Origin of the sequence: Rhizobium sp. OAE497 (assembly GCF_040546565.1) — a bacterium.
Classification (GTDB): domain Bacteria; phylum Pseudomonadota; class Alphaproteobacteria; order Rhizobiales; family Rhizobiaceae; genus Rhizobium.
This window is the reverse complement of the sequence record NZ_JBEPOA010000001.1, coordinates 1,166,793-1,180,918: the sequence shown is the minus strand read 5'-3', so window position 1 is coordinate 1,180,918 and position 14,126 is coordinate 1,166,793. Positions and strand designations below refer to the sequence as shown.

Here is a 14,126-nt window from a genome sequence, read left to right as displayed (position 1 = left end):
CCGCCCCTTGCGCCGTCAACAGGAAGAGACTGTCTCAGATCTCGATCCAGCGGCGCTCGTGGAACGACTGTGCCATGGCGTGAACAGACTTCTCTATCCTAAGACCGTCTTCAAATGTGACCAAGGACGACGGCTCACCGGATATTGCGCGGATCAGCTCGCGGCATTCGATGATCTTCAGATCGTTGAAGCCGAGACCGTGGCCGGGCGCCGGGATGAAGCGGTCATAGGGCTGATGGGCGGGGGCCGCGAGAATCTTGCGATAGCCCTGCTCGGTGCCGCGTCCCGTCGCCTGATAGAGATCGAATTCGTTCATCCGCTCCTGATCATAGGCGATCGAGCCCTTCGAGCCGTAGATCTGCAGGGCGATGCGGCCCTTGCGGCCCCAGGCGGCGCGGTTGGCCATCAGCACGGCGGAGATGCCGCCGCCGAGACGCATCAGGACGTTTGCCGCATCGTGATTCTCCACGGCTCGGCGGCCGCCTTCTTTCAGCGGGCGATCGGCATAGGGTTTCACCATATCTGTAATGACGGCTTCCACATGGCCGAACAGATACCAGAGCAGCGACAGCGGATGGACGGCGAAGTCGTCGAGCGCGCCGTAGCCGGCCGAAAGTTCGCTCTTCCAATAGAAGAAGACATCGGCATCGGCCATGAAGTCCTCGTCCATCTCGACGCGGATATGATTGACGGTGCCGATCGCGCCCTCCTCGATCAGCGCCTTGATGTGGCGCATGATGGGGTTCTGGATATAGTTGTAGCCGAGAACCGCGACCTTGCCGGATAGCCTGGCGACCTCGAGCATGCGCTGCGCATCGGCATAGGCGGGCGCCATCGGCTTTTCGCACCAGACGTGCTTGCCGGCCTCGAGCGCCGCAATCGCCATTTCGGCGTGGAACTGGTTAGGTGTGGTAACCGAGACGACATCGACCTCGGGATCGGCGATCAGCGCCTTCCAGTCGGCCGTCGCCCTCTCGAAACCGAATTCGGAGGCACGGGATTTCGCCAGCTCGGGATTGGCTTCCGCCAGATGCACGAGGCGCGGCCGCTCGACATCACCGAAGACGGTCTTCACCGCGTTCCAGGCCAGCGCGTGGCACTTGCCCATGTAGCCGGTGCCGATCAGACCTATGCCAAGTGGCTTCATTTTGCGTATCCTCCTCCGAAAGCGAGGCGATTTTTGGAATATTTAGACCATTTTGACAAGGTGCTAATGTTGCGACATTTGCGGCATTCGACTGACTATAATGTCTAAAATACTGAAAATTCAGCATATTAAAAACAATTAGGATCGACGGGAGAAATCATTTATGGTGCAAATTATGGAATATATGTTTCATTTCTTGGGTTTCTCGCATGGATGAAGACGCAAAAACGCTGACGCGCGTGCCCCGCGATTTCGAAAGCCTGCGCAGCACCATCATCGAACGCAAGGCAAGCATGCCGAAGCGCCTGGCGCAGGTCGCGGCCTTCGCGCTCAGCAATCCCGATGAAATCGCCTTCGGGACGACGGCGAGCATTGCCGCCGCCTCCGAAGTGCAGCCGTCGACGCTGGTGCGCTTGGCCCATCACCTCGGCTACGAGGGCTTTTCGGATCTGCAGAGTATTTTCCGCGAGCGCCTGCGCGACCGCACGCTAAGCTATGAAGAGCGGCTGGTGACGCTTGAGCAATCCGGCGGCGACGATGACGACGCGAACCTGCTGGCAGGGTTCATCGGCGCAGCCAGCCAGTCGATCGCCCGCATGGCCTCGACGGTGCAGAGCGAGACCTTCACCAAGGCAGTCGATATTCTCGCCGCTGCCGAGACCATCTATCTGATCGCCAAGCGACGCTCCTATCCGCTGACGGCGCATATGACCTATGCCTTCTCGAAGCTCGGCATCCGGCATCAGATCGTCGCCTCGCCGAATGGCGTCGATCTGGAAATGGTGCAGTTCGCCACCCCCAAGGATGCGGCGATCGCCGCCAGCTTCTCGCCCTATGCGGCCGACAGCCTTTCGCAAGCGGAGGAGCTTGCGGATCGTGGCGTGCCCGTCATCGCAATCACCGATTCGGCTTTTTCGCCGCTCGCATCGCGCGCCACCTGTTGGTTCGAGGTTGCCGAGGCCGATTTCGCCGGTTTCCGCTCGCTCTCGGCTTCGATGGCGCTGACGATGGCGCTTCCGGTTGCCATCGCCGAGCGGCGGCGCAAAACTCAAGGCCAAAAGCCTGCGAAAAGCAAAATGGAATAAACATTCCGAATTGACAACAAGACGGAACCGTTGTTTCATTATTGCCAATTCGCAGGCGCTGGACGCCGCACAAAAATGAGCGGGAGGATACTATGGTACAATCGAATCCGGGTTCGCAGCCCGAGGCAGCTCTCGATGTGATCACCATCGGCCGCTCCTCCGTCGATCTTTACGGCCAGCAGATCGGCACGCGGCTTGAGGATATCGGCTCTTTCGCAAAGTCCGTCGGCGGTTGCCCGGCGAATATCGCGATCGGCACGGCGCGACTCGGCTTGAAGTCCGCCCTCATCACCCGCGTCGGCAACGAGCAGATGGGCCGCTTCATCATCGAGCAGTCGGCGCGCGAGGGCGTCGAGACCAAGGGCATCACGACGGACAAGGAGCGGCTGACGGCGCTCGTGCTTCTGGCGGTCGAGGCCGAAGGCGTTTCGCCGATGATCTTCTACCGCTCGGACTGCGCCGACATGGCGCTCGATGAAGGCGATATCGACGAGGATTTCATCAAGTCGTCGCGCGCCGTTCTCGTTTCCGGCACGCATTTCTCCCGCCCCAATACCGAGGCAGCACAGCGCAAGGCGATCCGTATCGCGAAGGCGAATGGCCGCAAGGTGATCTTCGATATCGACTATCGCCCGAACCTCTGGGGCCTTGCCGGCCATGCCGAGGGCTTTGAACGCTATGTGAAGTCCGACCGCGTCTCCTCGAAGATGAAGGAAACGCTGCCGGACTGCGACCTGATCGTCGGCACGGAAGAAGAGATCCTGATCGCATCCGGCGCCGATGACGTGCTGGCGGCGCTGAAGGAAATCCGCCGCGTCTCGCCGGCGACCATCGTGCTGAAGCGCGGCGCCATGGGCTGCGTCGTCTATGACGGCCCGATCAGCGACAATCTGGAAGACGGCATTGTCGGCCAGGGCTTCCCGATCGAAGTGTTCAACGTGCTTGGCGCCGGCGATGCGTTCATGTCCGGCTTCCTGCGCGGCTGGCTGAAGGACGAGCCGCTGAAGACCTGCGCCACCTGGGCGAATGCCTGCGGCGCCTTCGCCGTCTCCCGCCTGCTCTGCTCGCCCGAATATCCGACCTGGGCCGAGCTCGACTTTTTCCTGACCAAGGGCAGCGAACACCGTGCGCTGCGCAAGGACGAGGCGATCAATCACATTCACTGGGCGTCGACCCGCAAGGGCGACATCCCGCTGTTGATGGCGCTGGCGATCGATCATCGTTCGCAGCTGACCAGCGTCTGCGACGAACTCGGCGTCGACTACAAGCAGATCGTCGCCTTCAAGCGGCTGGCCGTCGAGGCTGCCGCCCGCGTCGCCAACAACCGCAGCGGCTACGGCATGCTGATCGACGAGCGCTTCGGCCGCGATGCCTTTTTCGATGCCGCGACCAAGAATTTCTCCTGGATCGGCCGTCCCGTCGAACTGCCAGGCTCGAAGCCGCTGCGCTTCGAATTCAGCCAGGATATCGGCTCGCAGCTGGTCGAATGGCCGCTCAACCACTGCATCAAGTGCCTGTGCTTCTATCACCCGGATGATCCGGCGGAACTGAAGGCGGAGCAGCAGCAAAAGCTGCGCACGCTGTTCGAGGCCGCGCGCAAGGTCGGCCGCGAGCTGCTGGTCGAGATCATCGCCAGCAAGAACGCACCCTTGACCGACGATACCGTCTCGACGGCGATGGAAGAGCTCTACGCGCTCGGCATCAAGCCCGACTGGTGGAAGCTCGAGCCGCAGGCTTCGAGCGCTGCCTGGAAGAAGATCGACGCCGTCATTGCCAAAAATGATCCATGGTGCCGCGGTATCGTGCTGCTCGGGCTCGAGGCGCCTGCGGACGAGCTGCTCAGGGGCTTCGAGGCGACGCTTGCCGCCCCGTCGGTCAAGGGCTTTGCCGTCGGCCGGACGATCTTTGCCGATGCCGCACGTGGCTGGCTGTCGGGCAAGATGAGCGACGAGGACGCGATATCGGATATGGCGGGACGTTTCCGCCAGCTGACGGAAGCCTGGCTGAAGACGCGCGGGCTGAATTGAGAGTTTGAGGATTAGACCCTCTCCAGCCCTCCCGACTGACGAGGGCTGGGAGGTGAAGAGACAGAGCGAAGGTTCGGGAGGACCCGATGGGTAAGACAATCCGTTTGACGATGGCGCAGGCTGTTGCGCATTTCCTGAAGAAGCAGATGACCGTCATCGACGGCAAGAAGGTTCCGATCTTCGGCGGCGTCTGGGCGATCTTCGGCCATGGCAACGTGGCGGGCATGGGGGAAGCGCTCTATCAGGTGCGCGGCGAACTGCCGACCTATCGCGCCCATAACGAACAGGGCATGGCGCATGCCGCGATCGCCTTTTCCAAGGCGAGTTTCCGCCAGCGCTTCATGGCCTGCACGACCTCGATCGGCCCCGGCGCACTGAACATGGTGACGGCTGCCGGTGTGGCGCATGTCAACCGCATTCCGGTTCTCTTCCTGCCAGGCGACGTCTTCGCCAACCGCGCGCCGGATCCGGTGCTACAGCAGATCGAGGATTTCGGCGACGGCACTGTTTCGGCCAATGACGCCTTCCGCCCGGTGTCGCGCTATTTCGACCGTATCACCCGCCCGGAACAGATCATCTCGGCGCTGAAGCGCGCCATGCAGGTGCTGACCGATCCGCTCGATTGCGGCCCGGTGACACTGTCGCTCTGCCAGGACGTCCAAGCTGAGGCCTTCGACTATCCGGAAAGCCTGTTCGAAGAGAAGGTCTGGTCTACCCGTCGGCCGCAGCCAGATGCCGATGAGCTGGCCTCGGCAATCGCGCTGATCAAGACGGCTGAAAAGCCCGTCATCATCGCCGGTGGCGGCGTGCTTTATTCGCAGGCGACCAAGGAGCTCGCGGCCTTTGCAGATGCGCATGGCATTCCGGTTCTGCTGACCCAGGCCGGCAAGTCGGCAATCGACGAGCGCCACCCGCTGGCGCTCGGCTCGGTCGGCGTGACCGGTACGTCTGCCGCCAATGCGCTGGCCGAGGAGACCGATCTCATCATCGCCGTCGGCACCCGTTGCCAGGACTTCACCACCGGCTCCTGGGCGCTGTTCAAGAACGACAAGCTGAAAATGCTCGGCCTCAACATCGCCGCCTACGACGCCGTCAAGCATGACGCGCAGCCGCTGGTCGCCGATGCCCGCGAAGGCCTGAAGGCACTGTCCAAGGGCCCTTTCCGGCTGGAAGGCACCGGCAGCACTTGCCGAGAAGGCGACAAAGGAAAAGAACGTCTGGATGGATGCCGCCAACAAGGCGATGGCCTCCACCAATGCGGCGCTCCCCTCCGACGCGCAGGTCATCGGCGCCGTGACGCGCTCGATCGAGCTCGAGAAGGCGATCGGCCTTTGCGCCGCGGGCGGTCTTCCGGGCGAAATGCACAAGCTGTGGCCGGCGACGGCGCCGGGCAGCTATCACATGGAATACGGCTTCTCCTGCATGGGCTACGAGATCGCCGGCGGTCTCGGCGCCAAGCTGGCGCATCCCGAGAAGGAGGTCTTCGTCCTCGTCGGCGACGGCTCCTACATGATGCTGAATTCCGAGCTCGCGACCTCCGTCATGATGGGCCTGAAGGTCAACATCGTGCTGCTGGATAACCGCGGCTACGGCTGCATCAACCGCCTGCAGATGGCAACCGGCGGCGCCAACTTCAACAATCTCCTGAAGGACTCCTATCACGAGGTCATGCCGGATATCGATTTCCGCGCCCATGCCGAAGCGATGGGCGCCGTCGCCGTCAAGGTGTCCTCGATTGCCGAGCTGGAAAAGGCGATCGCCGATTCGAAGAAGAACGACCGTACCTCGGTCTTCGTCATCGACACCGATCCGCTGATCACCACGGAAGCCGGCGGCCACTGGTGGGATGTCGCAGTTCCCGAAGTCAGCCCGCGCGGCGAAGTGAACAAGGCGCATGAGGCCTATCTGAAGGCCCGTGCGGCGCAGCGGGCTGGTTGATTTGAGAGATTAGAGCCCGGAGCCCCCTCATCCGCCCTACGGGCACCTTCTCCCCGAGGGGAGAAGGGAAAACCGGAGAGCGCCGCGAATCACCTTCTCCCCTCGGGGAGAAGGTGGCGGCAGCCAGGTGCAAGTTTTGCACCTGGGATGAGGGGGCTCCGGGCTCACCGATTTAAAAGAATGACGAGGAGAATACCAATGAAGGCAAAACTCGGCATGTCGCCCATCGCGTGGTGGAACGACGATCTTCCTGAGCTCAGCGACGACGTGTCCCTGGAAGAATGCCTGCGCCAGTCGCGCAGTGCAGGCTTCACCGGCATGGAACAGGGCCGCCGCTTCCCGAATAATCCCGGCGAGATGCTGCCGATCCTGCGCGCCGCCGACGTGACGCTCTGCGGCGGCTGGTTCTCCGGCACGCTGGTCAACGAGGAGCTGGCGGCCAACAAGGATCGCATCGCGCCGATGATCGAGCTGTTCAAGGCCGTCAACGCGCCCTGCATCGTCTATGGCGAAGTCGGCCGCTCGATCCAGGGCGACCGCTCCAAGCCGCTCGCCACCAAGCCGCGCCTCTCCGACGACGAGATGAAGGCCTATGGCCGCCGCGTCACCGAGTTCGGCGAATGGTGCGCCGATCAGGGCATGCCGCTCTCCTATCACCACCACATGGCGGCCGTGGTCGAGACCGAACCGGAACTCGACGCCTTCATGAAGAATTCGGGCGCCGGCATTCCGCTGCTGCTCGATGCCGGGCATCTGGCGTTTGCCGGCGGCGACGTGCTGCGCGCCATCAACAATCACCACGCCCGCATCAACCACGTTCATGTCAAGGACATTCGTCAGGCTGTCGTCGACGGTCTCGACCGCAGCAAACAGTCGTTCCTCGACGCGGTGGCACTCGGCGCTTTCACGGTTCCCGGCGACGGCTCGCTCGATTTCGCCGCCATCGTCCAGCGGCTTGCCGACCATGGCTATGAAGGCTGGTTCGTGGTCGAAGCCGAGCAGGATCCGCGCAAGGCACCGCCGCAAAAGATGGCCGAGATCGGCCATGCCGAACTGATGCGGGTGATGACGGCGGCCGGTTACACGGTCGAGACGGAAGGTTTCCCGAAGGGGGCTTGAGGCCGCCGATCGAAACACTGGAGCAAGCAGCCCCCTCATCCGCCCTTCGGGCACCTTCTCCCCGCTGGGGAGAAGGGGAAACTCGAGGGCGCGGCATCGTCCCTTCTCCCCTTGGGGAGAAGGTGGCGGCAGCCGGATGAGGGGGCCGCACCCACGGATACATCGAGGAGAAACACCAATGCCAAACCTCAAGGTAAAACCCGCCGGCACCAGCGGCCGCGTCACGCATGTGACGCCTGAAAGCGCCGGCTGGACCTATGTCGGTTTCGACATGCACCGGCTGAAACCCGGCGAGACCGTGTCCGGCGAGACCGGTGAGCGCGAGGTCTGCCTCGTCTGGGTCAGCGGTAAGGGCAAGGCATCTTCAGGCACCCGCGATTTCGGCACGCTCGGCGAGCGCATGAGCCCGTTCGACGGTGCGCCGCACGCCCTTTATATTCCGATGGAATCGGCCTGGTCGGTGACGGCCGAGACCGATCTTGAGCTTGCCGTCTGCTCGGCCCCCGGCGGTGGCACCTATGAGGCGAAGGCGATCCCGCCGGGCACGCATCCGGCGCTGACCCGCGGCAAGGGCACCAATGTCCGCTACGTCAACAACATCATGCCGGAAGACGATGCATCGGCGCATTCGCTGCTCGTCGTCGAGGTGATCACGCCGGGTGGACACACCTCCTCCTACCCGCCACACAAGCACGACCAGGACAATCTGCCGAACGAGAGCTTCCTGGAAGAGACCTATTACCACCGCCTCAACCCGCCGCAGGGCTTCGGCTTCCAGCGCGTCTATACCGACGACCGGTCGCTCGACGAGGCGATGGTGCTCGAAGACGGCGACGTGACGCTGGTGCCGAAGGGCTACCACCCCTGCGCCGCGACGCATGGCTATGATCTCTATTATCTGAACGTCATGGCCGGGCCGAAGCGGGTGTGGAAGTTCTACAATGCGCCGGAGCACGAGTGGCTGCTGAAATAATCTGCCGCTCGATCGCTAAATAATCTGACAGCGGGCGGGCCGTGCACATGGTTGACTGCCTCCATCGAAACAACACCGATGGAGCAATATCATGCACGGCTCGACCGCCCTCTTCTCCGGCCGCGACGGCCGCCTGCCGCAGACGGCGCAATCGCGCCTGCTGGCCACTCTCCTCTCCTTCTATCGCTGGACGGCGCGCAAGCTCAGGGAGCGGCGCAACCTCAACGCCGTCATGGAACTCTCCGATGCGCAGCTGAAGGATATCGGGCTTTCGCGCTACCAGACCGAAAGCGACGTGCACGTCTATTGCCGCGACTGAACTGTGGTAGTGTGCCTTTCCAATCTCCGGATGATGTGATGCCGCAATTTTCGACAGCGCTGCTTTTGAAGACGGACACCGTCGCCATCCGCGACGTTGTCTGCAATGGCGAATGCCGTCATCGCGGCGGCGAGGAATGCGCCCACAAGACCAGCCTGGTCTATCCCTATCGCGGCGTCTTCATGCGCCATGTCGGGCGCAACGACACCGTGGCGGAAGCCAACCAGATGCTGTTCTTCAATGCCGGCCAGGGCTACCAGATCAGCCATCCCGTCGATGGCGGCGATGCCTGTATCGACCTTTCCGTCGACGATGCCCTGCTTGCCGAACTCGCGCCGCGCGACCAGATCCAGTCGGGTGAGCTCTTCGGCTTTCGCCGCCAGCGCCGCCGGATCGATCCGCGGGCGCAGGCGCTCGTCGCGCTCCTCCGTCACGGGTTGCGCCAGAATGCGGCCGAGACGCTGGAGGCGGAAACGCTGGCGCTGACGCTGGTGCGCCGCTCGCTCGGCGAACGGACCTCGCATGCGGCAGCGGCGACAACCGGGCGGCAGAAGCTCGTCGACCGCGCCAAGCTGGTGCTCTCCTCCGATCTCGCAAGGCGCTGGACGCTTGCGGAAATTGCCACCGAAGTCGGCGTCTCGCCCGTCTATCTCACGCAGGTTTTCCAGCAGGTGGAGGCGACGCCGCTATATCGCTATCAGCTGCGGCTGCGGCTTGCCCGGGCGCTCGACCTGCTCGGCAAGTATGACGACCTGACGGCGCTCGGGCTCGATCTTGGCTTCTCCAGCCACAGCCATTTCACCTCCTCCTCTTCCGCCAGGCTTATGGCCAGACACCTGGCGAATTCCAGCGCGCGGCACGGTTGCGGCCGCGATAAGTCGCTAAAGAATTCGACAGCGAGGCGGGTGCCTCCGGTGTTCTTATGGTCCTGTCCCGAACGGGATCACCAACGGAGGACCGGAAGATGAAGAAGACCACATGCGCCGCCTGCGACTGCGAACTCGGCCACGACGCCATCAGCGTCAAGCTCGGCGGCACCACCGTCGAGGTTTGTTGCGAGGAATGCGCCAAGGCACTGAAGGAGGCCGATACGGCGGCGACGTCGGGCAAGAAGGACTGAGGGTCAAGCCATAGACTCCCTCACCTCTGTGCTCGTCACAGAGATCCAGCCGACGCGCGTCTGCGCGGCGAAGAGAGTCCTTCCTGCCCAAGGACTTGGGCAGGCTGGATCCCTGTGACAAGCACAGGGATGAGGGAGGGTCGGTGAGCGCTACAGCACGTCGCCGACCGCCTTCTCGGGCACCTCCCTCTTCAAACCGGCAACAACCCATAGCGCCACCCCATCCGCCGCGCATTCCGCGCCAGCACCGCGAACGCTAGCATAAACATGCAGGCTTCCGCGAAGACCGGGACCATCCAGATGCCCATTTCTCCGAAAGCATGCGGCAGGAGGAAGGTCAGCGGCAGGGTGAAGAGATAGGCGCGTGACAGGCCGAAGATCGCCGCCCGTTTGGCATCGCCGATCGCCTGGAAATAGCCGGACAGCACGATCATCTGGCCGAACAGGAAATAGGCGCCGACAGTCCAGGGCAGGATGCGGGATACTTCGGCGATGACGACGGGGTCGGCGACGAAGATGTGGCCGAGTCGCGTCGCCGAGAGCTCGACGATCAGTTCGACGCCGGCGCAATAGACGAGTGCCGAGATCAGCGCGATCTGCAGGCTTCGGCCGACGCGCTCGCGGAGCCCTGCTCCATAATTATTGCCCGCGATCGTCTGGAAGGCGATGTTGAGGCCGAGCAGCGGCAGGTAGGCGACGGTCATGACGCGGGTGATGATGCCGTAGGCGCCAACGGTCGCGACATAATCCCCCTCGCCCCAGATCGACAGGTTGAAGATGACGGCGGCCGAGCAGAGCGATATGCCGATGAAGCCGAGGCTCATCGGCGCGCCGAGCGCGAGGATCGGCTTCCAATCCGAGAGCGGGAAGCGTGTGGCCGGCCGCAGCGCCGCGGCGTTGCGCCAGCGGTAGACGAGCACCGCGATCAGGCAGATCGCCTGCGCCAGTACCGAGCCGAGCGCCGAACCGGCAACACCCCAATGCAGGATCGCCATGAAGAACCAGTTGGCGGCGATGTTGAGGGCGGAGGCCGCCAGCATGACAAGCGTCATGAAGCCGATCCGGCCTTCACTGCGCAACGCATCGATATTGAGCGACAGGAAGAAGGCGACGGGTGCTACGCCCACCATGATGCCCATGAAGGTGCGGGCGTTTTCGGCAACGGCGATATCGCCCGCCGCCGCATTGCCGACGATCCGCCAGCCTATCGTCCAATAGATCAAGTTGACGATGAGGACGACGGCGATCGCCAGGACATGGGCGGCCGCGAAGGTGCGGCGTGCGGCATCGCGGTTACCGGCGCCGAGCTCGCGGGCCAGAATGCTCGCCATGCCGTTGGAGACGAGCGATTGCAGCGCCACGACCATCATCAGGCCGGGGAAGATCAGGGTGACGGCCGAGAGCGCCCCGGCGCCGACATAGGCGCCGAGGAAATAGGCGTCCACCACGGCAAACAGGCCGTTGATGGTGGTGATGAGAATGATCGGTGCTGCCGTGCGGGCAAAGACCTTCGGCAGCGGCGCGGTGAGAAACGGATTGGTTGCGGATACGGGTTTCATCGATGGAGTCCGGCTATCGAAATGAATGATCAGATGTCGAGGACGAGCTGCGGCAGACCGTTCGAGGTCTTGCGCGGCGAGATGCCGTTGCCGTCCACCTGCGCGTTGATGCGCTGGCGGAAGGCCGAGAAGCTCTCGAAGGTCACGACATCGACGGGTTCGTCGAAATGGATGGTGATCTTGTGCAGCCCGCCATTGGTCTGCGCCAGCGCCAGGATCCGGCCCGAAAATGGCTGGTTCAGATAGCGGCCGCGCACCTGCGACCCGACTGAGAGCAGCGAGATAGGCTCGGCATTCGGGCGGGTGGCGAGCGCTGAGAGCGTGTTCCAGTCACGCGCGCCATATTGCTGAGCGATGAGTTCGAGCGCCGCGCTATGGGAGAGCGCACTGCCGCGGGCTTCCATGGCCTGGCGCAGGCGCCTTGCCTGAGCCTTCAGCTCGTCGATGGATGGATAGGTCGTGGTCACAGGTTCAGCCTTTCGGAAGGCATGCCATTATCGACTGTGAATGGGAGCTCGCCTTGCCGTCAGTCAGCATGCACCGGATGGCCGTGACTATGAAAACGAGGCTTCACCATGGACTTTCATCCGCGAGCGGCCGGTGCCTCGAACCGCCTTCTGTATGTGGGAAAGCGGCTTTCCTGTCAAGAATGCCCCATAATGACCCCGCGCCGCGGGGCATAACCACCGGAAACAAAGCGCTTTTTGCCGCCAGCCACGCATAAGACTCAAAATTTACCAATGCTTTTCAGAACTTATCAGCATTCGCGTGTTACATTTCAATCATACAACCAGCGGAGGCTGACGTGGCCTTTCAGATGCACCTCAATGACGGCAACCAGGAGCAATCCTACCGAGACTTCACTCTGGACCGGCCCGGCAAGATCATCTTCGTCGGCCACCACCTCAGCACCGGCACGCAGGTGCGCTGCCTGATCCGCACGATCAATCTCGGCGGCGCGGTGCTGGAAGTGAGCCCTTCGGTGGAGATGCCCAACCACTTCTTCCTCGAAATCCTCGGCATCCACGACGAGATCGGCTCGACCGTCGTCAAGCGCGAGGGCGACCTGGTGACGATCAGCTTCAACATGCTGATCAACGCGGAATTCCTGCACCATGTCCTGCGCCTGAGCTTCGAAACCGGCGTCTAACTTCCCCTAAACGAAATACGGGCAGCCCCGGCTGCCCGCACATTCCCTGAGATTGATGGGTCCGGTCAGGCCGCCAAACGGCGCTCGATCTGATCGACCGGCAGGTTGGTATAGTCCTTGGCAACCTCGGCGGAGATCGCGGCCTGCGCGTCGGCGCTCAGGACCGGGCGCAGCGTCCCCAGCGCACGCGGCGGGGCAACGAGGACGATGCGGCGGGCATCCTTCCGGTGCACAAGATCGTCCAGCTTGGCGGCAACCTGCTTCAGAAACTCGGCTTCGGCCTGTGCCTGCCAGTCTGTCTGCTCGATCGCGCTGCCGCTCAGTCCGTCGGGCGCATAGGAGCGGCCCGGCTTGTCGGTGCCCAGTTCGCGGGTCGGTGCGCTCGGTTGCGTCAGGGTTTCCTGCACCTGCAGATTCATGATCTGCGCGTCGCCGGCATTCCGCATGAACAGCGCCTTGGCGCCATCGCAGACCACAACCCAAGATTCCCAAGGCACTCTGATATCGGCCATCTGTCTTTCCTCTTGATTGTTTGCTGAAGCGGCAAAGCGCTTCATCGACTAGGGCAAAACGTGCAGAAATTGAAAGAGTTCGCGCGCCGGGCGCATAAATCGATTCACGCAGGCAATCCAATTTGTGAACCGCGCGTAGAGACCAGCAAAAGGAGAGACGCCATGAAGACCGCCCTCGTCGCCTATGCCGGTTCGTTCGCCACGCTTCTGGTGCTCGATGCGATCTGGCTCGGCCTCGTCGCCCGCACTTTCTATCGCGACCAGCTGGGCGAACTGATGCTGCCACAGCCGGCCTTCGGCATTGCCGCGCTCTTCTACCTGTTCTTCGCCGTCGCCGTCGTCGTGCTCGCCGTGCTTCCGGCGGTCAATGCCGCCTCGCTCGGCACCGCGCTTGCCTATGGTGCCATTCTGGGACTGGCCGCCTATGGCACCTATGACATCACCAATCTTTCGACGCTGAAGAACTGGCCGGTGACGATGAGCCTGGTGGATATGGCCTGGGGCACCTTCGTGACGGCGGCAACGGCTGCCGGCGGCTATGCGGCGGCGCGCGCCTTCGGCTGATCGCCATCCCGCCGCGGCACAGGCTGTGCCACGTAAGCACAAAATTCATAATCACTAAAATTGTCTTGATGTCTTTGACGAATGCGCAAAACATTCGTGTGAGGCTCTGCCATAACGGGCCGGGATGAGCTTGGCCCAGACGGAGGACTGCACGATGTCCATGGATCGGGCAACGCATCTTGCGACTGTGAAATCCGAGGTCTACGACCAGCGCTGGGAGCAGTTTCAGGTGAACCGCCCGGCGCGGATCATCGCCGTGCGCCCCTGTCTCACCGGCATGTCGCTCAGAAGTGCGGAGATCCTCGATATCTCGCGCGGCGGCGCCACCTTCCTGGTCTCCTCGACCGCAGGTCTTCCCAAGCACTACTACCTCAACATTCTCGGCCTCGCCTATCGCATCGGCTGCGCCGAGGTCTACCGCAACAAGGAACGCATCGGCGTCCGCTTCATCAACGTTCTCGATCCGGAAGTGCTGCGCCGCGTGGTGCGCGCCGACTTCATGGCCGGCAATGTCGAAGCCATGGAAGCGCGCCGCGGCGGACGCATCACCGCGATGCAATAGGCCGGATTCTGGAATAATCTTCCTTGCCATGAAGGGAGCGGCGCTTATTGT

Annotated in this window: 13 protein-coding genes and 2 pseudogenes; 11 read left to right on the top strand and 4 right to left on the bottom strand. The window is 62.7% G+C overall.

Annotation, left to right across the window (positions count from 1 at the left end; all coding sequences use genetic code 11):
* Window positions 1-34: 34 nt before the first annotated feature.
* Window positions 35-1,147 (bottom strand): Gfo/Idh/MocA family protein, encoded by a 1,113-nt coding sequence (locus tag ABIE40_RS06000; RefSeq protein ID WP_199626723.1) that lies wholly within the window; start codon window positions 1,145-1,147, stop codon window positions 35-37.
* A 209-nt stretch (window positions 1,148-1,356) separates the two neighbouring features.
* Between ABIE40_RS06000 and ABIE40_RS05995 the strand changes: the two genes are divergently transcribed.
* The 8 genes and pseudogenes from ABIE40_RS05995 (at window position 1,357) to ABIE40_RS05960 (ending at window position 9,728) form a co-directional block, all read left to right on the top strand.
* The gene (locus tag ABIE40_RS05995) at window positions 1,357-2,232 is read left to right on the top strand and encodes a MurR/RpiR family transcriptional regulator (protein ID WP_199626721.1); all 876 of its coding nucleotides are present in this window, start codon (window positions 1,357-1,359) and stop codon (window positions 2,230-2,232) included.
* Between the two features lie 92 nt (window positions 2,233-2,324).
* Complete coding sequence (locus ABIE40_RS05990; RefSeq protein ID WP_199626719.1) at window positions 2,325-4,259, top strand: bifunctional 5-dehydro-2-deoxygluconokinase/5-dehydro-2-deoxyphosphogluconate aldolase; 1,935 nt, start codon at window positions 2,325-2,327, stop codon at window positions 4,257-4,259.
* A gap of 86 nt (window positions 4,260-4,345) precedes the next feature.
* Window positions 4,346-6,197, top strand: a pseudogene (gene iolD / locus ABIE40_RS05985) (3D-(3,5/4)-trihydroxycyclohexane-1,2-dione acylhydrolase (decyclizing)).
* A 198-nt stretch (window positions 6,198-6,395) separates the two neighbouring features.
* Window positions 6,396-7,316 carry a myo-inosose-2 dehydratase gene (gene iolE, locus ABIE40_RS05980; protein WP_199626715.1) on the top strand — a complete coding sequence of 307 codons (921 nt, stop codon included), beginning with the start codon at window positions 6,396-6,398 and terminating at the stop codon, window positions 7,314-7,316.
* A gap of 178 nt (window positions 7,317-7,494) precedes the next feature.
* Window positions 7,495-8,289 (top strand): 5-deoxy-glucuronate isomerase, encoded by a 795-nt coding sequence (gene iolB / locus ABIE40_RS05975; RefSeq protein ID WP_199626714.1) that lies wholly within the window; start codon window positions 7,495-7,497, stop codon window positions 8,287-8,289.
* A gap of 91 nt (window positions 8,290-8,380) precedes the next feature.
* A complete protein-coding gene (locus ABIE40_RS05970) occupies window positions 8,381-8,608 on the top strand; it encodes a DUF1127 domain-containing protein (RefSeq protein WP_199626712.1) in 228 nt (75 codons plus the stop codon).
* Between the two features lie 38 nt (window positions 8,609-8,646).
* Window positions 8,647-9,485 (top strand): annotated as a pseudogene (locus ABIE40_RS05965) (helix-turn-helix transcriptional regulator).
* 87 nt (window positions 9,486-9,572) lie between these two features.
* Window positions 9,573-9,728, top strand: coding sequence for a hypothetical protein (locus tag ABIE40_RS05960; protein WP_199626709.1), 156 nt, complete (start codon window positions 9,573-9,575; stop codon window positions 9,726-9,728).
* Between the two features lie 191 nt (window positions 9,729-9,919).
* Here ABIE40_RS05960 and ABIE40_RS05955 read toward each other — a convergent pair whose 3' ends face one another.
* Window positions 9,920-11,287, bottom strand: coding sequence for an MATE family efflux transporter (locus ABIE40_RS05955; RefSeq protein WP_199626706.1), 1,368 nt, complete (start codon window positions 11,285-11,287; stop codon window positions 9,920-9,922).
* Window positions 11,288-11,316: 29 nt separating this feature from the next.
* Complete coding sequence (locus ABIE40_RS05950) at window positions 11,317-11,754, bottom strand: glyoxalase superfamily protein (protein ID WP_199626705.1); 438 nt, start codon at window positions 11,752-11,754, stop codon at window positions 11,317-11,319.
* Between the two features lie 350 nt (window positions 11,755-12,104).
* Between ABIE40_RS05950 and ABIE40_RS05945 the strand changes: the two genes are divergently transcribed.
* Complete coding sequence (locus tag ABIE40_RS05945) at window positions 12,105-12,437, top strand: hypothetical protein (RefSeq protein WP_112719681.1); 333 nt, start codon at window positions 12,105-12,107, stop codon at window positions 12,435-12,437.
* Window positions 12,438-12,502: 65 nt separating this feature from the next.
* Here the strand turns inward: ABIE40_RS05945 and ABIE40_RS05940 are convergent, their stop codons facing one another.
* Window positions 12,503-12,949: a baeRF12 domain-containing protein gene (locus ABIE40_RS05940; RefSeq protein WP_199626704.1), complete on the bottom strand. Its 447-nt coding sequence runs from the start codon at window positions 12,947-12,949 to the stop codon at window positions 12,503-12,505.
* Between the two features lie 162 nt (window positions 12,950-13,111).
* Here ABIE40_RS05940 and ABIE40_RS05935 point away from each other — a divergent pair, with 162 nt between their 5' ends.
* Window positions 13,112-13,513, top strand: a complete 402-nt coding sequence (locus ABIE40_RS05935) for a DUF2177 family protein (protein ID WP_112719606.1) — start codon at window positions 13,112-13,114, stop codon at window positions 13,511-13,513.
* Between the two features lie 154 nt (window positions 13,514-13,667).
* Window positions 13,668-14,075 carry a PilZ domain-containing protein gene (locus ABIE40_RS05930; protein ID WP_112719607.1) on the top strand — a complete coding sequence of 136 codons (408 nt, stop codon included), beginning with the start codon at window positions 13,668-13,670 and terminating at the stop codon, window positions 14,073-14,075.
* Window positions 14,076-14,126: the final 51 nt, after the last annotated feature.

Excerpts from the sequence above, each read along its gene's own strand:
- ABIE40_RS05990 (WP_199626719.1), top strand. The coding sequence starts at position 2,325 with ATGGTACAATCGAATCCGGGTTCGCAGCCCGAGGCAGCTCTCGATGTG.
- ABIE40_RS05945 (WP_112719681.1), top strand. The coding sequence starts at position 12,105 with ATGCACCTCAATGACGGCAACCAGGAGCAATCCTACCGAGACTTCACT.
- ABIE40_RS05940 (WP_199626704.1), bottom strand. The coding sequence starts at position 12,949 with ATGGCCGATATCAGAGTGCCTTGGGAATCTTGGGTTGTGGTCTGCGAT.
- ABIE40_RS05970 (WP_199626712.1), top strand. The coding sequence starts at position 8,381 with ATGCACGGCTCGACCGCCCTCTTCTCCGGCCGCGACGGCCGCCTGCCG.
- ABIE40_RS05935 (WP_112719606.1), top strand. The coding sequence starts at position 13,112 with ATGAAGACCGCCCTCGTCGCCTATGCCGGTTCGTTCGCCACGCTTCTG.
- ABIE40_RS05995 (WP_199626721.1), top strand. The coding sequence starts at position 1,357 with ATGGATGAAGACGCAAAAACGCTGACGCGCGTGCCCCGCGATTTCGAA.
- iolE (WP_199626715.1), top strand. The coding sequence starts at position 6,396 with ATGAAGGCAAAACTCGGCATGTCGCCCATCGCGTGGTGGAACGACGAT.
- ABIE40_RS05955 (WP_199626706.1), bottom strand. The coding sequence starts at position 11,287 with ATGAAACCCGTATCCGCAACCAATCCGTTTCTCACCGCGCCGCTGCCG.
- ABIE40_RS05960 (WP_199626709.1), top strand. The coding sequence starts at position 9,573 with ATGAAGAAGACCACATGCGCCGCCTGCGACTGCGAACTCGGCCACGAC.
- ABIE40_RS06000 (WP_199626723.1), bottom strand. The coding sequence starts at position 1,147 with ATGAAGCCACTTGGCATAGGTCTGATCGGCACCGGCTACATGGGCAAG.
- iolB (WP_199626714.1), top strand. The coding sequence starts at position 7,495 with ATGCCAAACCTCAAGGTAAAACCCGCCGGCACCAGCGGCCGCGTCACG.
- ABIE40_RS05930 (WP_112719607.1), top strand. The coding sequence starts at position 13,668 with ATGTCCATGGATCGGGCAACGCATCTTGCGACTGTGAAATCCGAGGTC.